This window comes from Brevibacillus sp. YAE8, from assembly GCF_057543335.1.
Genome location: NZ_BAAIYG010000003.1, coordinates 81,886 through 99,553, shown reverse-complemented (window position 1 = coordinate 99,553; position 17,668 = coordinate 81,886). Strand labels below are relative to the sequence as shown.

Below are 17,668 nucleotides of genomic sequence, written 5' to 3'. Positions count from 1 at the left end.
GGCCGAAGCAAAATACATATGAGGTGAACACGATGCCAAAAAAATGGCTGTATGTCATAGACGAGGCAATCAAGCGGATTGAAAACGACGAGGTGGAGCTGGGCTTGACCGCCCTGCAAAAAGTGCAGGAGCACGGATCTGATCTTCCGGATGTGATGATGTATTTGGCCGAGGTGTGGTACCGGCTGGGACATTTGGAAGTAGCGGGCAAGCTGTTGTCGGAGGTGCTGGAGAAAAATCCGGGCATGGAGCCTTCCTTGCGCAGAGAGTGCCAACTGTTGCTCGCAGAAATTGCCCTTGATTCCAGCGATTTTGAAACCGCGCAGCATTTGCTCTACGAATGCAAGGAATCGGGCTACGAAAGCATTCAGCTTGACCTGTTGCTCGCCGATTTGTACGCGCTGCAAGATTTGGATGAGGTGGCGGTGAAGTATCTGGAGCAGGCAAGGCAAAAAGAGCCGGACAACCAGGACATTTTGGCGGCACTCGGCAATCTGTACTTCCGCATCGGCGAAGACGACGTAGCGATGAAGCTGTTGGAGGAGGCAGGCCACGAGAGCCTCGATCTGCTGTTGACAAAAGGGCGCTCGCTGGCGCAAAGCGGCCAGTTTGAGCAGGCGTACCAGGTGTTCCGCCAGGCGTTGGTGCTCGATCGCTCGCCGGAAGTGCTGTACGGAGCAGCCTTGATGGGCTTCCATGTGGGACGTCTGGAGGAAGCCGTGGAGCTGGTGACCACCCTGCAGGCGATTGACGAGGAATACGTCGCCGCGTACCCTTTGGCGGCAGACATTTACTTGTCGCTCGGCAAAACCGAGCAGGCCATCGACGCCTTGAAGCAATACGTGACGCTGTCCGGCTTCGACCTCGACCAGATTCGCCGCCTGATTGCGCTTTTGACGCAGGCAGGACGGTACGACGAGGCGAAAGAATACCAGCAGTTGCACGACCAATGGGATCACGAAACAGACGAAGAATAGAGCGAAAAAAACGCTCGCGCATAAAAAAATCGACGAACAGGAAGTCACTCAGGTGGCTTCCTGTTTATTTTTCCGCTTATTGGCAAGAATGAGGGATACAAGAAAGCCATCGCAAAGAAGGGATGCACAGATGAACTTGGCTGAGATCTTGGTGTACACCGATATCCGGCAGCTCCATCAGATTGCCAATCACTACGGATGCGAATGCAACCCTCATTCCAAAAACGAGCTAATCACCTCGCTCTTGTCCAGCCTGCGCCATCGGTTGACAATCGCGCAAGAAGTAGCCCAGCTATCCTCGGCAGAAACGCATTTTTTGCTGCAACTGCTACTCGACAAGCGAACCGTCATGTCGCTGGAAGATTTGCTGGCCAAAGCGGGAGTAGCTCTGGAGAGTGCCAAAGAAAAAAAGCAGGAAGAAGCAAGAAAGTTCGTGGCCGCGGCCATGAAAAGAGGATGGATCTTCCCGGCGAAAAGCAAGACGATCGGGCAGTATCAAATTCCGCTCGACATCCGTGAGCCGTACATACAAGCCTGGCTCGATCAGTGGCGCGAACAAAACACGCTGGTCGTTCCGGGACCGGAAGCGTACAGGGATGAAGGAACGGCTCTCTGCGACGATATCATGCAATTTTTACAATTCCTTCAGCAAGAGCCTGTACCGCTTACGGCCGAAGGAGGCATGTACAAAAGGCATCAGCAGCAGTTGTTTCAATTTTTGTACGTGAAGGAAGAACCGCTTTTGCCGCAAAAATGGCGCTTTGGCTACGGACTTCACTTCGATGTGTACCCGGACCGGTTTTCGTTGCTCTACGATTTCTGCTACTACCACAAGTGGATTGAGGAAGCGGAAGGAAAAGTGGCGATTACGGAGGCGGGCCGCGAGCGGCTGGAGCAGCCGTACACCGATCAGCTCTACCACGATGTGATCCGTTTTTGGATGAGGTTGTACAAGCGGGCGATCCCGAATTTGCCGATGCTTGTCCAGTTGATTCCGCTGCTTGCAGCCGGTGGCTGGGTAAGGCAGGAATCGCTGATGAACACGCTGCTTGCGTGGATCAAGGAGTTTTACTACGATGCACCCGCAGATATTTTGGTCAATCGCGTCTGCAAAATGATGGTGCACCTCGGATTGCTTCGAGTCGGCCAAGACGAGCATGAACAGTGGTTGTACACTGCCACCTATGCGAGCCAGACTTGGCTTCGAAAATACAACGGCTTTACGGAAACGACTATTTTATTGAAGTGAGGGATGGGTATGGAGTGGCCAAATTTCTATTCCAACGCGTACGGAACGAACAATCAAATGGTATCCGGGTTGCTTTCTGAGATGGTAATCGACGAGCAAATGCGTCAATACCGCAAGCGGACGCTTTACCAGGAAATCGATGAGGCGTTGGCTACGAAAAACAAAGAGCTGTTTATCCGCTTGACAGACGAACTGAAAGAAATCATGGCCTACGAAAAGGCCTGAACCTTAGCAGGAAGCGATATTGCGAGTCTCCGCTGATTCATGGTACGCTAGTTTCCGGAAATCTACGCGAAGAAGAGGAGACGACCCTATGCAATGGAATGTAAACGAGTTTGAAAATTGGGAGGAGCTGCGGCCTTATGTGGACACCGCGCTGCTCCCTCTTTATTTGTACCGGGACGGGATCGAGGTAAAAGAGCACGTGCTGCGCATGAACTACTTGCTGAATGTGGCGGCTGGCATCGAGCAGCGCCTGAAGGGAAGGATTCTGTTGTTTCCGCTCAGCTATCGCTTCGCCTGGGAGGAGCAGGAGCAAAAGACGCCGCCGGGCTTCGCTTTTTCCGTTGGACTGCATTTTTCCGGGGACAAAATCCGGCTTGGCGATCAGGGAGAGGCAAGTACGCTCATGCTTCCGGTAGGCGAGGAAGACTTGGATTCGTCGTTGCGCTTTGAAGTGACGGTCGATGTGCTGACCAAAGAAATTATTCGTTTGTGGCAGCAAAAGAGTGCGCAATAGAGAAAGCGTTTTCCGGTAATACTACAGGAAAACGGGAGGGACAAGGAGCAAATTTTGACAAAATGGCAACAATCTCTCCGCAGGCGGTGGTTGGGTTCAGACATGTCCACTGGACATTCTTGACATCTTTATAGGCGTTAGCTATGATTGGGATTGACCTAGTGTATATGTATGAAAACGCCATCGTAGCGCTATTTTACAGGATAAGGAGGGAAAAAAGAGATGGGAGACAAACGCGAAATTTCCAGACGTACATTTTTGAACTACGCACTCATGGGAACTGGCGGGTTCCTTGCTGCGGGTATGATTACCCCTATGATTCGTTTTGCGGTTGATCCTTTACTGCAAGGACATGCAGGTGGAGATAAAGTGGCTGTTGGTTCACCAGATGAGTTTGGTCCGGAACCAAAGCGCGTTGAGTTTAAAGTACATACCAAGGACGGTTGGTATGAATCTGAATCTACTTTATCTGCATGGATTACGAAGAATGACAAGGGTGAAATCCTCGCTCTGTCCCCGATCTGTAAGCACTTGGGCTGTACAGTAAACTGGAACGAAAGTGCCGATCATCCGAACCAGTACTTCTGTCCATGCCACTTGGGCCGTTATACCATTAACGGCGAACACATTCTGGGGACACCACCAACGGCATCTCTTGATGAGTATGAAACAGAAGTGAAAGACGGCAAGTTGTATTTGGGTAAAGTAAAGGCAAATCCTCGTCCGGGGGTGAACGGCTAAGATGTTGCAAAAAATGTATGATTGGGTCGATGAGCGCCTGAATATCACTCCAATGTGGCGTGACTTGGCCGACCACGAAGTACCTGAGCACGTGAACCCGGCACACCACTTCTCTGCGTTCGTTTACTGCTTTGGGGGCCTAACGTTCTTTATTACCGTTATTCAAATCTTGTCTGGTATGTTTTTGACGATGTATTACGTGCCAGACATTATTAACGCATACGAATCTGTCAAATACCTGCAGAACGAAGTAGCGTTCGGGGTAATCGTACGCGGTATGCATCACTGGGGCGCGAGCTTGGTCATCGTGATGATGTTCCTACATACGTTGCGTGTTTTCTTTACAGGTGCATACAAAAAGCCTCGCGAGCTGAACTGGGTTGTGGGCATGCTGATCTTCTTCGTCATGCTGGGACTTGGCTTCACAGGTTACCTCCTGCCATGGGACAACACCGCATACTTTGCGACAAAAGTAGGTCTGGAGATTGCAAACTCCGTTCCGATCATCGGTCCATATGCGAAAATGTTGCTGACAGGCGGAGACATCGTAGGGGCACAAACTCTTTCCCGCTTCTTCGCGATTCACGTGTTCTTCCTGCCTGGCGCATTGCTCGGCCTTTTGGGAGCACACTTTGTCATGATTCGTTCGCAAGGTATCTCGGGTCCACTATAATCGGTCTTCGATAAAAAGGAGGAAATAGCATGGCAAAACAAGACAAAGATGCTACCTTCGTCGGAGATTCCCGAGTATCGGCGAAGCGTATCCCTAACATTTCTCCATCCTACTCCGATTTTCCGGGAAAAAATGAGCCGTTCTGGCCTAACTTCCTGCTGAAAGAGTGGATGGTGGCAGCAGTTTGCTTGGTTGGCTTCCTCGTGCTGACGGTTTCCCATCCGTCGCCGCTGACAGACAAGGCAAACCCGAATGATACGTCATTCGTTCCATTGCCAGACTGGTACTTCCTGTTCCTGTACCAAATGTTGAAATACCCTTGGGCTGCGGGTGACTGGGTAGTCTTCGGGACCATCGTTGTACCAGGTATCGCATTTGGTGCTTTGCTGCTCGTGCCTTGGCTGGACACCAGCAAAGAGCGTCGTCCATCCAAGCGTCCGGTTGCTACAGGCTTGATGCTGACAGCTCTCGTAGGGATTTTCTACCTCACTTGGGCAGCCGATCATGAGCACTCCCTCAACCATCCGTCCAGCAAAGATGGTGGCGGTGCTGGTCACGGCGGCTCCAGCGCGGCTGCGCCTGCACCTGCTGATACCAGCTTTACAGCAGATGCAGTTTGGAAAGCGCAAACAAGCTGCATGGGTTGCCACGGCAAAAACATGGAGGGTGGCATGGGGCCAAATCTCCAGAAGATCGGTGAAAAATACGATGCAACCCAGATTGCCGACATCATCAAAAACGGGAAACCTGGAATGCCAGGCGGCTTAATCAAGGATGATGCGGAAATCGCTAAGCTGGCTGAATACATGGCAACCTTGAAATAAGCTAATAAGGAAAAAGCTGGCTGACGATGCGGTCAGCTTTTTCTTTAGCGGCGTACACAGCGGGAGACGATAAACATGATCTGGATATGGGAGTGGTTTATACATTCTTTGGGGAAAAGATGGTTTCTATGGACGCTGTTTATCGTAAACCTGCTGGGAACTATATACGGATTCATCTGGTATAAAAACCAACTGGCAGAAACGCCAGCGTACTTGACTCCTTTTGTTCCAGACAGCCCGACAGGTAGTGGACTATTCACGCTGGTACTCCTTACTTATTTGTTGGGTCGCCATATCCCGGTACTAGAAGCGTTGGCAGGAATCACCAATTTCAAGTACGGTGTATGGGCCGTCTGCATCATCTTAGCGGGTTGGATGATGGGGAATGAAGTGCGTTGGACAGATGTGATGTTAATCTTTTCCCATGCAGGCATGGCGGTTGAATCAGTTTTGTATGCACGCTTTTACAAATTAAGCATCCTGCCAGTAGGGATCGCTGCCTTGTGGACACTGAACAACGACTTTTTGGATTACGTCATGGACATCCATCCGTGGTTGCCGAGTGTGCTTGACCCGTACGAAGGTTTTGTGGGACTGTTTACCGTGCTTCTCAGCCTGATTTCCATATCCGTCATCTGGCTCGTAAACACAAAGCACACGATAAACAAGGTCTAATCTTGTCCTCCTTTCCATAGGCTGTACTAGGGGAAGGAGGTTTTTTGCGTTGAAGAAAAACATCCGCTTTTTAATGTTTTTTCTCGCGATCGGGCTGTTTTTGTCGTGGCCGATCCACAGCCTGTACTCGAAGCTGAACCAGCCGATCGAGGAGCAGCAGCTAGTGGCACTGGATCAGATCGCGAATGAATTTTTGACCTACGCCAAAAAAGGGGATCTCGAAGGAGCGCAGCAGCGGATTATCCAACTGGCTGAGAAGTTTCCCAACCAGCATTTGACCTATCCGATTCGGATTGAAAGTCTGAACGCGGTTACCCAATCGATTTTGGCGGCTAAAAAAAGCTTTGCCTCCACGAACGTAAGCGAGCAGCAGTTGTTGTGGCACGCCACGCAGGTTCGTGTAGCGATTGACGCCCTGACGCACGAGCATCAGCCGATGTGGCGCAGCTATTATCCATCCCTTGTGACACAGGTGCAAAATTTGCAGCAATCCGCCGTGGAACGCAATTACAACCAGTTCCGCGAGCAGTTTGATGAAAACTACCGCCTGTTTTTGGCGATCAAACCGGGAATGAGCATCCAACTCCCCGAGGATCAGCTCGCTTCCATCTCTGCGGCGTATGACGTCATCTCCAAAGAGATGCGAAACGCGCAAATGGATTGGCAGCTCGTCAGGGAAGCTTTGCGCGATTTGAACGGCTCGATCCAGACAGCGTTTGTCGGCGAGGAGAAAAGTACGTTTGCCCGCCTGATGATGCGGCCTGACTCGCCACTGGCGATCCTGTTTTCGATCTCAATTGCGTTGGTCGCTGCCTTGGCGTACGTGGCCTGGAAAAAATACAACGGGGAAATCCGTTCTGCCTAATGAAGCGAAGCGCATACAAAAAAACCTTGCCGAAAAACAGGCAAGGTTTTATTTTTGGTGCAATGTCGGCCTTCCTTACTCGCGTCACGCTTAGTCATGCAAAGGCTTCTTGTTTTCATCAAGCGTAAAGCCTTCGCCGAGCACTTCGTGAACATCGTTGACGATGACGAATGCGTGCGGGTCGATCTCCTGCACGATCGTTTTGAAGCGCATGACCTCGTTGCGGCCGACGACGACGTAGATCACTTTCTTTTCTTCGCCGGAGTATGCGCCTTTACCAGCCAGGAGCGTTACGCCTCGGCCCAAATCGAGAATTTGCCGGGAGATTTCTTCTGCGTGGTTGGAAATGATCGTCAGCGCTTTTCCGGCATAGGCACCGTCCTGTAAAAAGTCGATGACGCGGGCGGCAATAAACACGACGACGAGCGTGTACATCGCGCTCTCCAGGTTCAAGTATACGAGCGAAGCGCCGATGACGAGGATGTCGCCGAAAAACAGCGTTCTTCCCATGCTCACGCCCATGTACTTTTGCAGCAATCGGGCGATGATGTCAACGCCGCCAGTCGTTCCGCCGTAGCGGAAAATAATGCCCAAACCGACACCGACAGCCACGCCGGCGTACAAGGATGCGAGCAGACGATCGTGCATCACGAGCGGCAGCACGCCATCAAACACCGAGAGGAAGACAGAGAGCGAAACGGTCCCTAAAATAGTATAGAAAAAAGCAGTGCGGCCGAGAATTTTCCATCCTAAAATGAACAGCGGCACGTTCAGGGCGAAGAAGACGATCCCTTGGTCGATAGCGGGAAACAACAGCTTGAGTAAAATGCTGATCCCCGTGATCCCGCCCTCGGCAAGGTGGTTGGGGATATTGAAGGCGTTAATGCCGAATCCCATAATGGCAGAACCGATAATGATAGCGATGATGCTCTTCCAACGTATGTTCATAGTGTCCTCCTGTTTTGCCGGAGCGAAAAATGACGCTGTTGATCGTCCGACATGTTGTGCAGTAGTGCGGGCGAAATACTCAATACCTGAGGGCCATCCGAAAGCCATTATAAATGAACGATTATTTGATTGTCCATATGTTGGAAGACGAAGTATTGAGATTTGGCAAACGCAGCCTTTTTGTGTACGATAGGTGAAAGAGAGAAGGATGAAAAACAAAAGGAGTGGGCAGATGGAACGGCAAAAAACCATGCAGGAAATGCAGCAGGAAGTGGACCAATACATATCGCAATTCAAGGAAGGGTATTTCTCGCCGCTTTCCATGCTGGCGCGCATGACCGAAGAAGTCGGGGAGCTGGCCCGGGAGATCAATCACTTTTACGGCGAAAAGCCAAAGAAGAAAGACGAAGGCGAGAAAACCGTCGAGGAAGAGCTGGGAGACGTGCTCTTTATCGTGATCTGCTTCGCGAACTCGCTTGGCATCGACCTGCAGGAAGCGTTTGATCGTATTATGCACAAATTCAACACACGCGATAAAGATCGCTGGACAAGAATTGAGGAGAACAACCAACATGGATAAACAGATTCGCGTAGCGGTTGCAGGCGCAAATGGCCGCATGGGCCAGGAAGTAGTGAAAATGCTGGCGCAGGACGCGCAGTTGATCTACACCGGAAATTTGGATACTCGCCTTGGCAGCGAAGAAATCAACAAACAGATGGAAGAAATGAAGCCGGATGTGCTCGTCGATTTTACCACGCCGCACAGCGTCTACAAAAACATGGAGCTGTGTTTGGCCCATGGGGTGCGGCCAGTGGTCGGGACTACGGGCTTGACTCCAGAGCAGTTGCAGGAAATGACAGATCGCTACAAAGAGGCGGGGCTTGGTGCCATCATCGCTCCGAACTTTGCGATTGGCGCTATTTTGTGCATGAAATTTGCCGCGATGGCAGCCAAATATATGCCGCATGTGGAAATCATCGAGCTGCACCATGATCGCAAGCTGGATGCGCCGAGCGGTACAGCGTTGAAGACAGCGGAGATGATCGCCGCGGTACGCCAGGAGCTGAAGCAGGGGCACCCGGAAGAAGCAGAGACGATTCCCGGCGCACGGGGAGCGGAGTACGAAGGTTTCCGCATCCACAGTGTGCGCTTGCCGGGAATGGTCGCTCACCAGGAAGTGCTGTTCGGCTCGACCGGGCAAACGTTGTCCATTCGCCACGATTCGATCAACCGCGAGTCGTTTATGCCAGGCGTTAATTTGGCGATTAAGGCCGTCATGAGTATGTATGGCTTGATCTACGGTTTGGAACATCTGATTGATTAAACGTTTGATTAAAAAAGCGATCTCTATCGAGACATAAGGGAGAGTTTCTCGTGAAAATAGCATTGATTGCCCATGATCGAATGAAAGAAGAGATTGTCCAACTGGCCATGGCCTACGAATCCATCCTGGCGGAGCATGAGCTGTACGCCACAGGAACGACGGGCGGAAGAATCATGGATGCCACTTCGCTGAAACTCACCAGGTTTTTGTCCGGCCCATTAGGCGGCGATCAGCAGATTGGCGCGATGATTGCCAAAAACGAGATGGACCTGATTATTTTCTTGCGCGATCCGCTTACCTCCCAGCCGCACGAACCGGATATTATCGCGCTTTTGAGACTGTGTGATGTGCACAAAATTCCGTTTGCCACCAACCTTGGCTCTGCGGAGATTATGCTCAAGGCGCTGGAACGGGGAGAGCTGGCTTGGCGTGACGTGCTGCACAAGGAGAACGAAGCATGAGTACACGCGAACTCGACATTTTGGCGATTGGCGCCCATCCCGATGACGTGGAGATCGGGGCGGCAGGCAGCCTGCTATTGGCGGCAGCTTCCGGCAAACGGACAGCGATTCTCGACCTGACTTACGCTGAACTGTCGTCAAACGGTACGGTGGAGCGTAGACAGCAGGAAGCGGCTGCGGCCGACAAGCTGCTCGGAGTGTGTGCGCGCTACAATTTCGGATTGCCTGACCGCGGGCTGGAAGCTGTCAGGGAGCAAGCGATCGAGCGTGTGGTGAAGCTGATTCGGAAGACGCGTCCGCGCACCGTACTCGCCCCGTATTTTTCCGATCGCCATCCCGACCATGAGAGCGTAAGCCGCATCGTGCGCGAAGCCATCTTCAACGCGGGCATCCGCAAGTACATGCCCGATCCGGAGCTGTCGGCGTATCGTCCCGCTCAATTTCTGTACTATTTTATTAATTCGACGGTAACGCCGCAGGTCGTGGTCGATATTACTACGGTTTTTCCGCAAAAAATGGAAGTCCTCCGTTGCTACCGCAGCCAGTTCGAGCTGGAAGAAGGCAGCGTGCAAACACCGCTCACGAACGGGTATCTCGAATCCGTCGAGTACCGCGAGCGGTTGTTTGGGCAGCAGGCAGGCGTCCGTTATGCCGAAGGGTTTGTCAGCGCTGCGCCGTATGTATTGACCAGCTTGTGAGAAGGAGTGACACCTAAGAAATGAAGATCGGGATTACGTGTTATCCATCGCTGGGAGGGTCCGGGGTCGTTGCGACGGAACTAGGCAAGCTGCTGGCGGAGCGGGGGCATCAGGTGCACTTCATTACGGGCGGGATGCCTTTTCGCCTCGGTGCCTTCCACCCGAACATTTTTTACCATGAAGTAGAAGTGAACCATTACGATGTATTCAAATACCCTCCCTACGACTTGACGCTGGCAAACCGGATGGCGCAGGTGGCCAAAACGGAAAACCTGGACTTATTGCACGTACATTATGCCGTGCCGCATGCGCTGTGCGCGTTTTTAGCGAAGCAGATGGTCGGGGATCATTTGAAAATCGTGACGACCTTGCACGGGACGGACATTACCGTTTTGGGCTATGACTCGAACCTGAGTGACATGATCCGCTTTGGCATCGAGCGCAGCGATCTGGTGACGGCTGTGTCCAAAGACTTAATCAGGCAGACAAAAGAGCTGCTGCACGTCGAAAAAGAAATCGTTCCCGTGTACAACTTCGTCGACAAGCGCCGCTACTATCCAAAAGAAGTAGAGAAGCTGAAAAAAGTGTTCGCGCCGAATGGTGAAAAAATTCTCATGCACATCTCCAACTTCCGCCCGGTCAAGCGTGTCCCGGACGTCATTGAGATTTTCGCGCGGGTCAAGGAAGCAATGCCTGCCCGGTTAATCCTGATTGGCGAAGGGCCGGAAATGGGCGCGGTCCGCAAGCAGATTGCCGAGCAAAATTTGACGGACGATGTCTGTTTTCTCGGCAAGCAGGAAGACGTCGCGGAAGTGTTGTCCATGGCCGACCTGATGCTGTTGCCGTCGGAAAAAGAAAGCTTCGGGCTCGTTGCGTTAGAAGCGATGGCTTGCGGCGTGCCTGTTGTGGCGACGGTTGCCGGCGGGATACCCGAAGTCGTGGTCGACGGCGTCAATGGCTTTTTGCGCCCGATTGGGGATGTCGAAGGCATGGCGCAGGCAGCGATTCGCCTGTTGCAAGACGAAGCGTTGTACCGCGAGTTTTCCGCAAACAGCATCGAGCGCTCCTGCAAAACGTTTTGTCACGAGACGATTGCCTCCCAGTACGAGGCTCTCTATACAAAGTTGCTCGGGTAAGCTTTTTTGCCGCAAACGGTCACGCTCACTGGCGGGACAGATTGCTTTTCGCCAGTTGATGCAGTTTGGATACGAAAATAAAGAGCCCATACAAAAATCTCATGCGTATCGCCTCCTTATGTAATCAGGTGAACCATGCGAGAAAGGGGGGAAGTGGCATGACGCTCCATCTGGCTAACCGGATTCTGGAAACGTTGGAGAAGCACGGCTTTGAAGCGTATTATGTCGGCGGCTGCGTCCGCGATTGGCTGTTGTCTCGGCCGGTGCACGATATAGATATATGTACGAATGCCCATCCTAGCGACGTCATCCGCTTGTTTCCCGATCACGTCCCGACCGGACTCAAGCATGGAACGGTGTCCGTGAGAATCGAAGGGCAGTTTTTTGAAGTGACGACGTACCGGACGGAAGGCAAGTATGAAGACTACCGCCGTCCTGCTGATGTCCAGTTCGTTTCCGAGCTGAGACTGGACCTTGAACGCAGAGACTTTACGATGAATGCGATGGCGATGAACCGCGCAAAAGAGCTGCAGGACCCGTTTGGCGGGCGGGCGGATATCGCGCAAAAGCTGGTGCGGGCCGTAGGCGAGCCGCTGGAGCGTTTTCGCGAGGATGCGCTGCGGTTGTTGCGGGCGGTACGGTTCGCCGCCCAGCTTGGCTTTTCCATCGAGGCGCAGACGCTTGCCGCTATGCAACAGACGGCTCCGCTCCTGTCGCATATCGCGGTGGAGCGCGTCCGCGAAGAGCTGAACAAAATGCTCGCCAGCGATTCGCCGCAAATCGGCTGCGCGTTGATTAACGAAACAGGGCTGTTCGGGTACGCTCCTGGCTTGCAGCGGCTGTTTCGCGATGCGGCTTCCGAGTTTTGGCGGGCTGTCCATGTGGAGAGTCTGGCGCAAAAATGGTCGCTTTTGCTCTATGCGGCGCGTTTTACTGCGGCGGAGTCCAAAGCGTTTTGCCAGTCGCTGCGGATGTCCAAACGGGAGACGGAGACGATCGTCGGCTTTGTGGAGCTGTTGGAGCGCATCCAGCCAAAATGGGACGCGCCCGAGACTGTCGAGTGGGGACAGTTGCTGCTTGATGCCGGCTGGGACACGTGCGAACAGCTTGCCGGGATATTGCAAAGCTGCTGGTGGAAGCAGCCAGCGCAGACGCACAGCCTGATGCAGACATTGGTCGAACAGTATCGGGCCATGCCTGTGAAAACGATGAAGGAGCTGGCGGTGACAGGGCTTGACCTGCAAGTCGCGCTGCAAAAGAAAGCGGGCGAGTGGATTGTCCACGTGCTTCGGGCGCTGCTTGCGCAGACAGCTCTCCACGGCTTGCCGAACACGCCGGAGGCTCTAATCGAAGCTGCAAAGAAAGAGGTAGCGCAAGATGAACATTAAACAGGTCATTCTTCAAGCATTTCGCGACCAGCCAGGGCGCTTTATCTCTGGCGAAGAACTGAGCCAGACGTGCGGCTGCTCGCGAACGGCTGTCTGGAAGCATATAGAAGAGCTGCGGCGGGACGGCTACGAGGTCGAGGCGGTGCGCAAGTCGGGCTATCGTCTGCTGGCCGCGCCGGATCGGCTGTCTGCCGCGGAAATTATGGCAGGGCTTGCCACGACAAGGATCGGACAGCACGTCATCGCCCACGACGAGGTCGTCTCGACGCAGCCGCTCGCGCATGAGGCGGCGGCAAAAGGGGCGCAGGAAGGCACGCTTGTTTTGGCGGAACAGCAGACAGGCGGCAAAGGGCGGCTGGGACGTCCGTGGCACTCTCCGAAAGGGACAGGCATCTGGATGAGTCTGATCGTCCGTCCTGCGATTCCGTTGCCGAAAGCGCCGCAGATGACCTTGCTGACGGCGGTGACCGTCGCGAGGACGATTCGGGAAGAAACCGGACTAACGGTCAAAATCAAATGGCCGAACGACATTTTCATTGGCGATAAAAAAGTGTGCGGAATTTTGACCGAGCTGAATGCGGAAGCAGACCGGGTCAACTATTTGGTTATCGGCATCGGGCTGAACGCCAACAGTGTACAGGCTGACTTCCCGGAAGAGCTGCTTTCGATCGCCACGTCGTTGCGAATCGAGTCGGGCACCCCGGTCAAGCGCGTCGCGTTCATCCAGCGCTTTTGCCAAAACTTCGAGGAAGAGTACGACCATTACTTGCAGGAGGGCTTCCAGCGGGTGAAAGACGAATGGGAAGCCAACTCCTACTCGATCGGCCGCTGGGTGACGGTGCAGACGATCTCGCAAAAGCTGGAGGGCCAGGCAATCGGCCTCGATGAAGAAGGCGTGCTGATGGTCGAGGATCGCGCCGGACAAATTCATAAAGTGTATTCGGCCGACGTCAATTATCGTGCAAATGTGTAGATGATTTGCTATACTCCAAATGGGAGGCTGTATCTGTGGCAGAACGGTACTCCCGGAGTATTTTTGGCATGATTGGTGTATCAATAAGGCAATAGTGCAAGGACAAAAATCTGCTCAGAGCCTTTGTGGACCGAGACAGAAGGAATCCGTTTATGACAAGACAAGTATGTCTCTTTGGCATGGACAACCTTCTCCGCATTTGAGCGAGAAGGTTTTTTTGTTCCTCTCCATCCACGAAGCCTTGGCGCGAAAGAGGAGAAGACGCAAATGGCAAAACAAGTCACGACTTCCGACATCCGCAAAAAGAAAGAAGCGGGCATCCCGATTTCGATGGTGACAGCCTACGATTTTCCATCTGCGAAGCTGGTGGAAGAAGCAGGCGCGGACATGATCCTGGTTGGCGACTCGCTGGGGATGGTCGTTCTGGGCTACGACTCGACCGTGCCGGTGACGATGGACGACATGCTCCATCATACGAAGGCGGTCACGCGAGCGGCCAAGCGCGCTTTTGTCGTCACGGACATGCCGTTTCTCAGCTACCACGGAACGATTGAGGAAGCGGTGAAAAACGCGGGCAGACTAATGCAGGAGGGACTGGCGAAAGCGGTGAAGCTGGAAGGCGGAAGCGAGCTTGCGCCACTCATTACCCGTCTGGTGCAGGCAGGCATTCCCGTTGTCGGGCACATCGGCCTCACGCCGCAGTCCGTGCATCAGCTTGGCGGCTACAAGGTGCAGGGACGAGATTTGGAGGCGGCGAAAAAATTGCTGGACGACGCCTTGGCGATTCAACAGGCAGGGGCTTTTGCCATCGTGCTGGAATGCGTGCCGGAAGAAGTAGCGAAAATGATCGCCGAAAAACTGGAGATCGCGGTCATCGGCATCGGTGCCGGGGCAGGCTGCGACGGTCAGGTGCTGGTGTTCCACGACCTGGTTGGCTACGCTTCCCAATTGACCCCGAAATTCGTCAAGCGCTACGCGGACATCGGCACGTCCATCCGCGAAGCGGTCGCCGCGTATATTAAAGAAGTCGAGCTTCGGCGTTTCCCTGGACCCGATCACGTTTTCCACGCGTCCGAAGAAACGATCAAGGAGCTGTACGGGGAAGGAGTGACCCAGGCATGATTCAAACGATGCAGCAAATATCCACCATCGAGGAATTGCGCGTTCAAATAAAGGCAGCACGACTGCAAGGAAAAACGATCGGCTTCGTGCCGACCATGGGCTTTTTGCATGAGGGGCACCTCAGCCTGGTCAAAGCGGCCCGGGAAAAATGCGACCTGGTGGTCATGAGTATTTTTGTCAATCCGCTGCAATTTGGCCCAAACGAAGATTTTGAGCGCTATCCGCGCGATATCGAGCGCGACAGCCAAATGGCGGCGGGGGCGGGAGTCGATCTCTTGTTCACCCCGTCCGTGGAAGAAATGTACCCAAGGCCGATTTTGACGACGGTATCGGTCGCAAATGTCACGACACCACTGTGCGGCGCTTCCCGTCCGGGCCATTTTGACGGGGTATCGACGGTCGTACTGAAGCTGTTTTCCATCGTCCAGCCTGACTACGCCTTTTTCGGGCAAAAAGACGCCCAGCAGGTGGCTGTCGTCACGCAAATGGTCAACGATTTGTCCGTTCCAGTCGAAGTAATCCCGTGCCCGATCGTCCGGGAAGCGGACGGGCTGGCGATGAGCTCGCGCAACGTCTACTTGTCGGCGGAAGAGCGCGAACAGGCTCTCGTCCTCTCGCAAAGCTTGCGGCAGGCGGCGGCATGGCTGGAAGAAGGGCTGCCGCTGGAACAGATCAAAGCGCGCATCAGACAGATGATCGCAGACAAACCGCTCGCCGAGATCGACTACGTAGAGATTTTGCGCTATCCCGATTTGCAGCCTGTAGAAACCGAACTGCCGGGACAAGCGATTATCGTGGCGCTGGCCGTTCGCTTTGGCAAGACGCGCCTGATTGACAATCTGATTGCCGCGATCCGTTGACCGATAGGGACAGGCGATTAGCGGATACTTATTTTCGAGAACGCCAAAGGAGGAAATGCCTGTGTTTCGCACTATGATGAAGGCGAAAATTCATCGCGCTACCGTGACGGAAGCCAACCTCAACTACGTGGGCAGCATTACGATCGACAAAAATATTTTGGATGCACTGGATATTTTGCCGAACGAAAAAGTGCAAATCGTCAACAACAACAACGGTGCCCGCCTGGAAACGTACGTCATTGAAGGGGCGCCAGGCAGTGGCGTGATTTGCCTGAACGGCGCAGCCGCCCGTCTCGTGCAGGAAGGCGACATCGTCATCATTATCGCCTACGCCATGATGACAGACGAGCAGGCGCGCACGTACAAGCCGCGCGTGGCGATTATGGACGAGCACAACCGGATCAAGGAAATGCTCGGCGAGGAAGTGCACGGGACCATCGTCTAGGCGAGGGCCGCTTGTACGCATAGAGCCACCTGCCTTGTGAGACAATGAAACTACTCATGCCTCACAAGGGGGTGGCTTTTCGCGTGAAAATCGAAGACTGGTTTCAGACGCTGCGTACCAAAGCGCAGAGCATCGAAGAGCGGTGGAAGGAAGCCTCGGAACAGGAGCGGCTTCAACTCGCCGACCAACTGTTTTACTTGCGCCAGGTCAGCGATACGGTCGTAGATCTGTGGCTGCAGTTTGAGGAAAAGCTGTCCAACGCCATCCGCCATATCAAGCAAATGGAAGGGCAGCTTCCGGCCGCAACGCAAGAGGAACAGGCCGAAACGGCCATGGCAAAAGAAGGGGAAGCACTCGTTCAGAAAGAGGCGGGCAAAACGGCTGCAAAAGAAGCGGGCAGTGAGGTCAAACACGGCAAGCTTCCGCAAGAAATGCACGCGTATGAGCCTGTCTTTCGCCGGGGAGAAGGCTTTTACCATTTGCGCATGTTTCAGGACGCCAAAAAATGCTTCGCCCAGCTCGTGCAGGAGTCGCCGGACTGGGAGAGCGGGCGGCTGTACTACGCTTACAGCCTGCTGTTTTGCGACGAGATGGAAACGGCTTTTCGCGAGTTTCGCCTGCTCGCCAAGTCGGCAAGTTCTCCGACCGTCGTCGCCATCAGCTACAATGCGATCGGCTGCATACTCGCCGAGGAAAAGCAGTGGCTGGAGGCGGCGCAAGCCTTCAAAACCTCGCTGGAGGCAAAGCCCGACCAGGAAGAAGCCAGGTACAATCTCGCGCTCTGCTACTTGATGGACGGAGATGCCCAGGAAGCGCTCGATGAAATCGAAGGCTATTTGCAAAAGCACGAGCACGATTGGGAAGCGCAGTTGCTCTGGCTGCGCGCCGCCCATTTGCTGTTTCAGATGGACGAGACGGCTGAGCTTGCCCCGCCTGCCAGCCTGACGTTGCCGAATCGCGAGCTGGACAGCGAGACGCTGCAGGAAATGGCGCATCTGTACGAAGCGGTGGGCAATTATCACCGGGCGCAGATTTGCTATCATTTTTTGACCGAGCGCCTGCCAAAAGAAGGCTGGGTGTGGCACGGACTGGCGTGGAACACCTGGCTGATCGCAGGCAGCGAACGGGGGCTGACCTTGATGAAAAAAGCGATCAGCCTGGCGCCGGGGCAGGACGACTTCGTCTTCAGCTACGGCTGGATGCAGTTGTTTGACGGGAACATCCCCGGCGCCATCGCAGCGTTTCGCCACATGCTGGAAAAAGACAGCGAAAATCGCCTCGGCCAGTCGGGGATGATCTCCGCTTTTGAAAAAGTGGGAGAGACGCGGGAAGCAAAGCGGCTGGCCAAGCAGTTTCTGGACGATTCAGACCCGTATATCCGTTCCCTTGGCTATTTTCATTTAGGCAGACTGGCGATGATCGAGGAAAACTGGCGGCTGGCCGAGCAGTATTTCCAACGGACGCTTCCGCATGCCGACCAGTTCCGCGAAATCCCTATTTACTTGCAATTGTGCGCGAGCAAGCTCGGCGGGCAAGCGGCAGAAAGCGAGCTTGTGCAGCCGTAATTGC

21 protein-coding genes are annotated in these 17,668 nt (G+C 53.8%); 20 read left to right on the top strand and 1 reads right to left on the bottom strand.

Annotated features, from left to right (window positions below):
- The first annotated feature begins 32 nt into the window (after positions 1 to 32).
- The 9 genes from AC27IT_RS05855 (at position 33) to AC27IT_RS05815 (ending at position 6,743) form a co-directional block, all read left to right on the top strand.
- Entirely contained in the window at positions 33 to 977 is a 945-nt protein-coding gene (locus AC27IT_RS05855; RefSeq protein WP_005831260.1) for a tetratricopeptide repeat protein, read from the top strand.
- A gap of 130 nt (positions 978 to 1,107) precedes the next feature.
- Entirely contained in the window at positions 1,108 to 2,226 is a 1,119-nt protein-coding gene (locus tag AC27IT_RS05850; RefSeq protein WP_005831257.1) for a hypothetical protein, read from the top strand.
- 9 nt (positions 2,227 to 2,235) lie between these two features.
- The gene (locus AC27IT_RS05845; protein WP_025843796.1) at positions 2,236 to 2,451 is read left to right on the top strand and encodes an IDEAL domain-containing protein; all 216 of its coding nucleotides are present in this window, start codon (positions 2,236 to 2,238) and stop codon (positions 2,449 to 2,451) included.
- 88 nt (positions 2,452 to 2,539) lie between these two features.
- Positions 2,540 to 2,965 (top strand): DUF2487 family protein, encoded by a 426-nt coding sequence (locus AC27IT_RS05840; RefSeq protein ID WP_005831253.1) that lies wholly within the window; start codon positions 2,540 to 2,542, stop codon positions 2,963 to 2,965.
- Between the two features lie 222 nt (positions 2,966 to 3,187).
- Positions 3,188 to 3,706: a Rieske (2Fe-2S) protein gene (locus tag AC27IT_RS05835; RefSeq protein ID WP_005831251.1), complete on the top strand. Its 519-nt coding sequence runs from the start codon at positions 3,188 to 3,190 to the stop codon at positions 3,704 to 3,706.
- A 1-nt stretch (position 3,707) separates the two neighbouring features.
- Positions 3,708 to 4,379: a menaquinol-cytochrome c reductase cytochrome b subunit gene (qcrB, locus tag AC27IT_RS05830; protein ID WP_005831250.1), complete on the top strand. Its 672-nt coding sequence runs from the start codon at positions 3,708 to 3,710 to the stop codon at positions 4,377 to 4,379.
- 29 nt (positions 4,380 to 4,408) lie between these two features.
- Positions 4,409 to 5,203, top strand: a complete 795-nt coding sequence (locus AC27IT_RS05825) for a c-type cytochrome (RefSeq protein ID WP_487091670.1) — start codon at positions 4,409 to 4,411, stop codon at positions 5,201 to 5,203.
- Between the two features lie 75 nt (positions 5,204 to 5,278).
- The gene (locus AC27IT_RS05820) at positions 5,279 to 5,878 is read left to right on the top strand and encodes a DUF1405 domain-containing protein (RefSeq protein ID WP_005831247.1); all 600 of its coding nucleotides are present in this window, start codon (positions 5,279 to 5,281) and stop codon (positions 5,876 to 5,878) included.
- Between the two features lie 49 nt (positions 5,879 to 5,927).
- The gene (locus tag AC27IT_RS05815) at positions 5,928 to 6,743 is read left to right on the top strand and encodes a sporulation protein YpjB (protein ID WP_025843799.1); all 816 of its coding nucleotides are present in this window, start codon (positions 5,928 to 5,930) and stop codon (positions 6,741 to 6,743) included.
- Positions 6,744 to 6,833: 90 nt separating this feature from the next.
- Here AC27IT_RS05815 and AC27IT_RS05810 read toward each other — a convergent pair whose 3' ends face one another.
- On the bottom strand, positions 6,834 to 7,691 hold the full coding sequence (locus tag AC27IT_RS05810; protein ID WP_197187673.1) for a YitT family protein: 858 nt from the start codon (positions 7,689 to 7,691) through the stop codon (positions 6,834 to 6,836).
- Between the two features lie 232 nt (positions 7,692 to 7,923).
- On the opposite strand from AC27IT_RS05810, the gene AC27IT_RS05805 reads away from it, so the two are divergent.
- From AC27IT_RS05805 to AC27IT_RS05755, 11 genes are all read left to right on the top strand, one after another.
- Positions 7,924 to 8,271 (top strand): nucleotide pyrophosphohydrolase, encoded by a 348-nt coding sequence (locus AC27IT_RS05805; RefSeq protein WP_025843800.1) that lies wholly within the window; start codon positions 7,924 to 7,926, stop codon positions 8,269 to 8,271.
- Entirely contained in the window at positions 8,264 to 9,016 is a 753-nt protein-coding gene (dapB, locus tag AC27IT_RS05800) for a 4-hydroxy-tetrahydrodipicolinate reductase (protein ID WP_005831240.1), read from the top strand. Before AC27IT_RS05805 ends, dapB begins: the two co-directional genes overlap by 8 nt.
- Positions 9,017 to 9,066: 50 nt before the next feature.
- Positions 9,067 to 9,477, top strand: coding sequence for a methylglyoxal synthase (locus tag AC27IT_RS05795; protein ID WP_005831238.1), 411 nt, complete (start codon positions 9,067 to 9,069; stop codon positions 9,475 to 9,477).
- Positions 9,474 to 10,175 carry a bacillithiol biosynthesis deacetylase BshB1 gene (gene bshB1 / locus AC27IT_RS05790; RefSeq protein ID WP_487091669.1) on the top strand — a complete coding sequence of 234 codons (702 nt, stop codon included), beginning with the start codon at positions 9,474 to 9,476 and terminating at the stop codon, positions 10,173 to 10,175. Before AC27IT_RS05795 ends, bshB1 begins: the two co-directional genes overlap by 4 nt.
- Positions 10,176 to 10,195: 20 nt before the next feature.
- A complete protein-coding gene (gene bshA, locus AC27IT_RS05785; RefSeq protein WP_025843801.1) occupies positions 10,196 to 11,311 on the top strand; it encodes an N-acetyl-alpha-D-glucosaminyl L-malate synthase BshA in 1,116 nt (371 codons plus the stop codon).
- A 158-nt stretch (positions 11,312 to 11,469) separates the two neighbouring features.
- Positions 11,470 to 12,699 carry a CCA tRNA nucleotidyltransferase gene (locus tag AC27IT_RS05780; protein ID WP_238500597.1) on the top strand — a complete coding sequence of 410 codons (1,230 nt, stop codon included), beginning with the start codon at positions 11,470 to 11,472 and terminating at the stop codon, positions 12,697 to 12,699.
- Positions 12,689 to 13,672: a biotin--[acetyl-CoA-carboxylase] ligase gene (locus tag AC27IT_RS05775; RefSeq protein ID WP_005831232.1), complete on the top strand. Its 984-nt coding sequence runs from the start codon at positions 12,689 to 12,691 to the stop codon at positions 13,670 to 13,672. The genes AC27IT_RS05780 and AC27IT_RS05775 overlap by 11 nt, the downstream gene beginning before the upstream one ends.
- 267 nt (positions 13,673 to 13,939) lie before the next feature.
- Positions 13,940 to 14,794, top strand: coding sequence for a 3-methyl-2-oxobutanoate hydroxymethyltransferase (gene panB / locus AC27IT_RS05770; RefSeq protein ID WP_005831230.1), 855 nt, complete (start codon positions 13,940 to 13,942; stop codon positions 14,792 to 14,794).
- Positions 14,791 to 15,654, top strand: a complete 864-nt coding sequence (panC, locus tag AC27IT_RS05765; protein ID WP_005831229.1) for a pantoate--beta-alanine ligase — start codon at positions 14,791 to 14,793, stop codon at positions 15,652 to 15,654. The genes panB and panC overlap by 4 nt, the downstream gene beginning before the upstream one ends.
- Positions 15,655 to 15,715: 61 nt before the next feature.
- Positions 15,716 to 16,099 carry an aspartate 1-decarboxylase gene (gene panD / locus AC27IT_RS05760; RefSeq protein ID WP_007785399.1) on the top strand — a complete coding sequence of 128 codons (384 nt, stop codon included), beginning with the start codon at positions 15,716 to 15,718 and terminating at the stop codon, positions 16,097 to 16,099.
- An 83-nt stretch (positions 16,100 to 16,182) separates the two neighbouring features.
- Complete coding sequence (locus AC27IT_RS05755; protein WP_487091668.1) at positions 16,183 to 17,664, top strand: tetratricopeptide repeat protein; 1,482 nt, start codon at positions 16,183 to 16,185, stop codon at positions 17,662 to 17,664.
- Positions 17,665 to 17,668 lie beyond the last annotated feature (4 nt).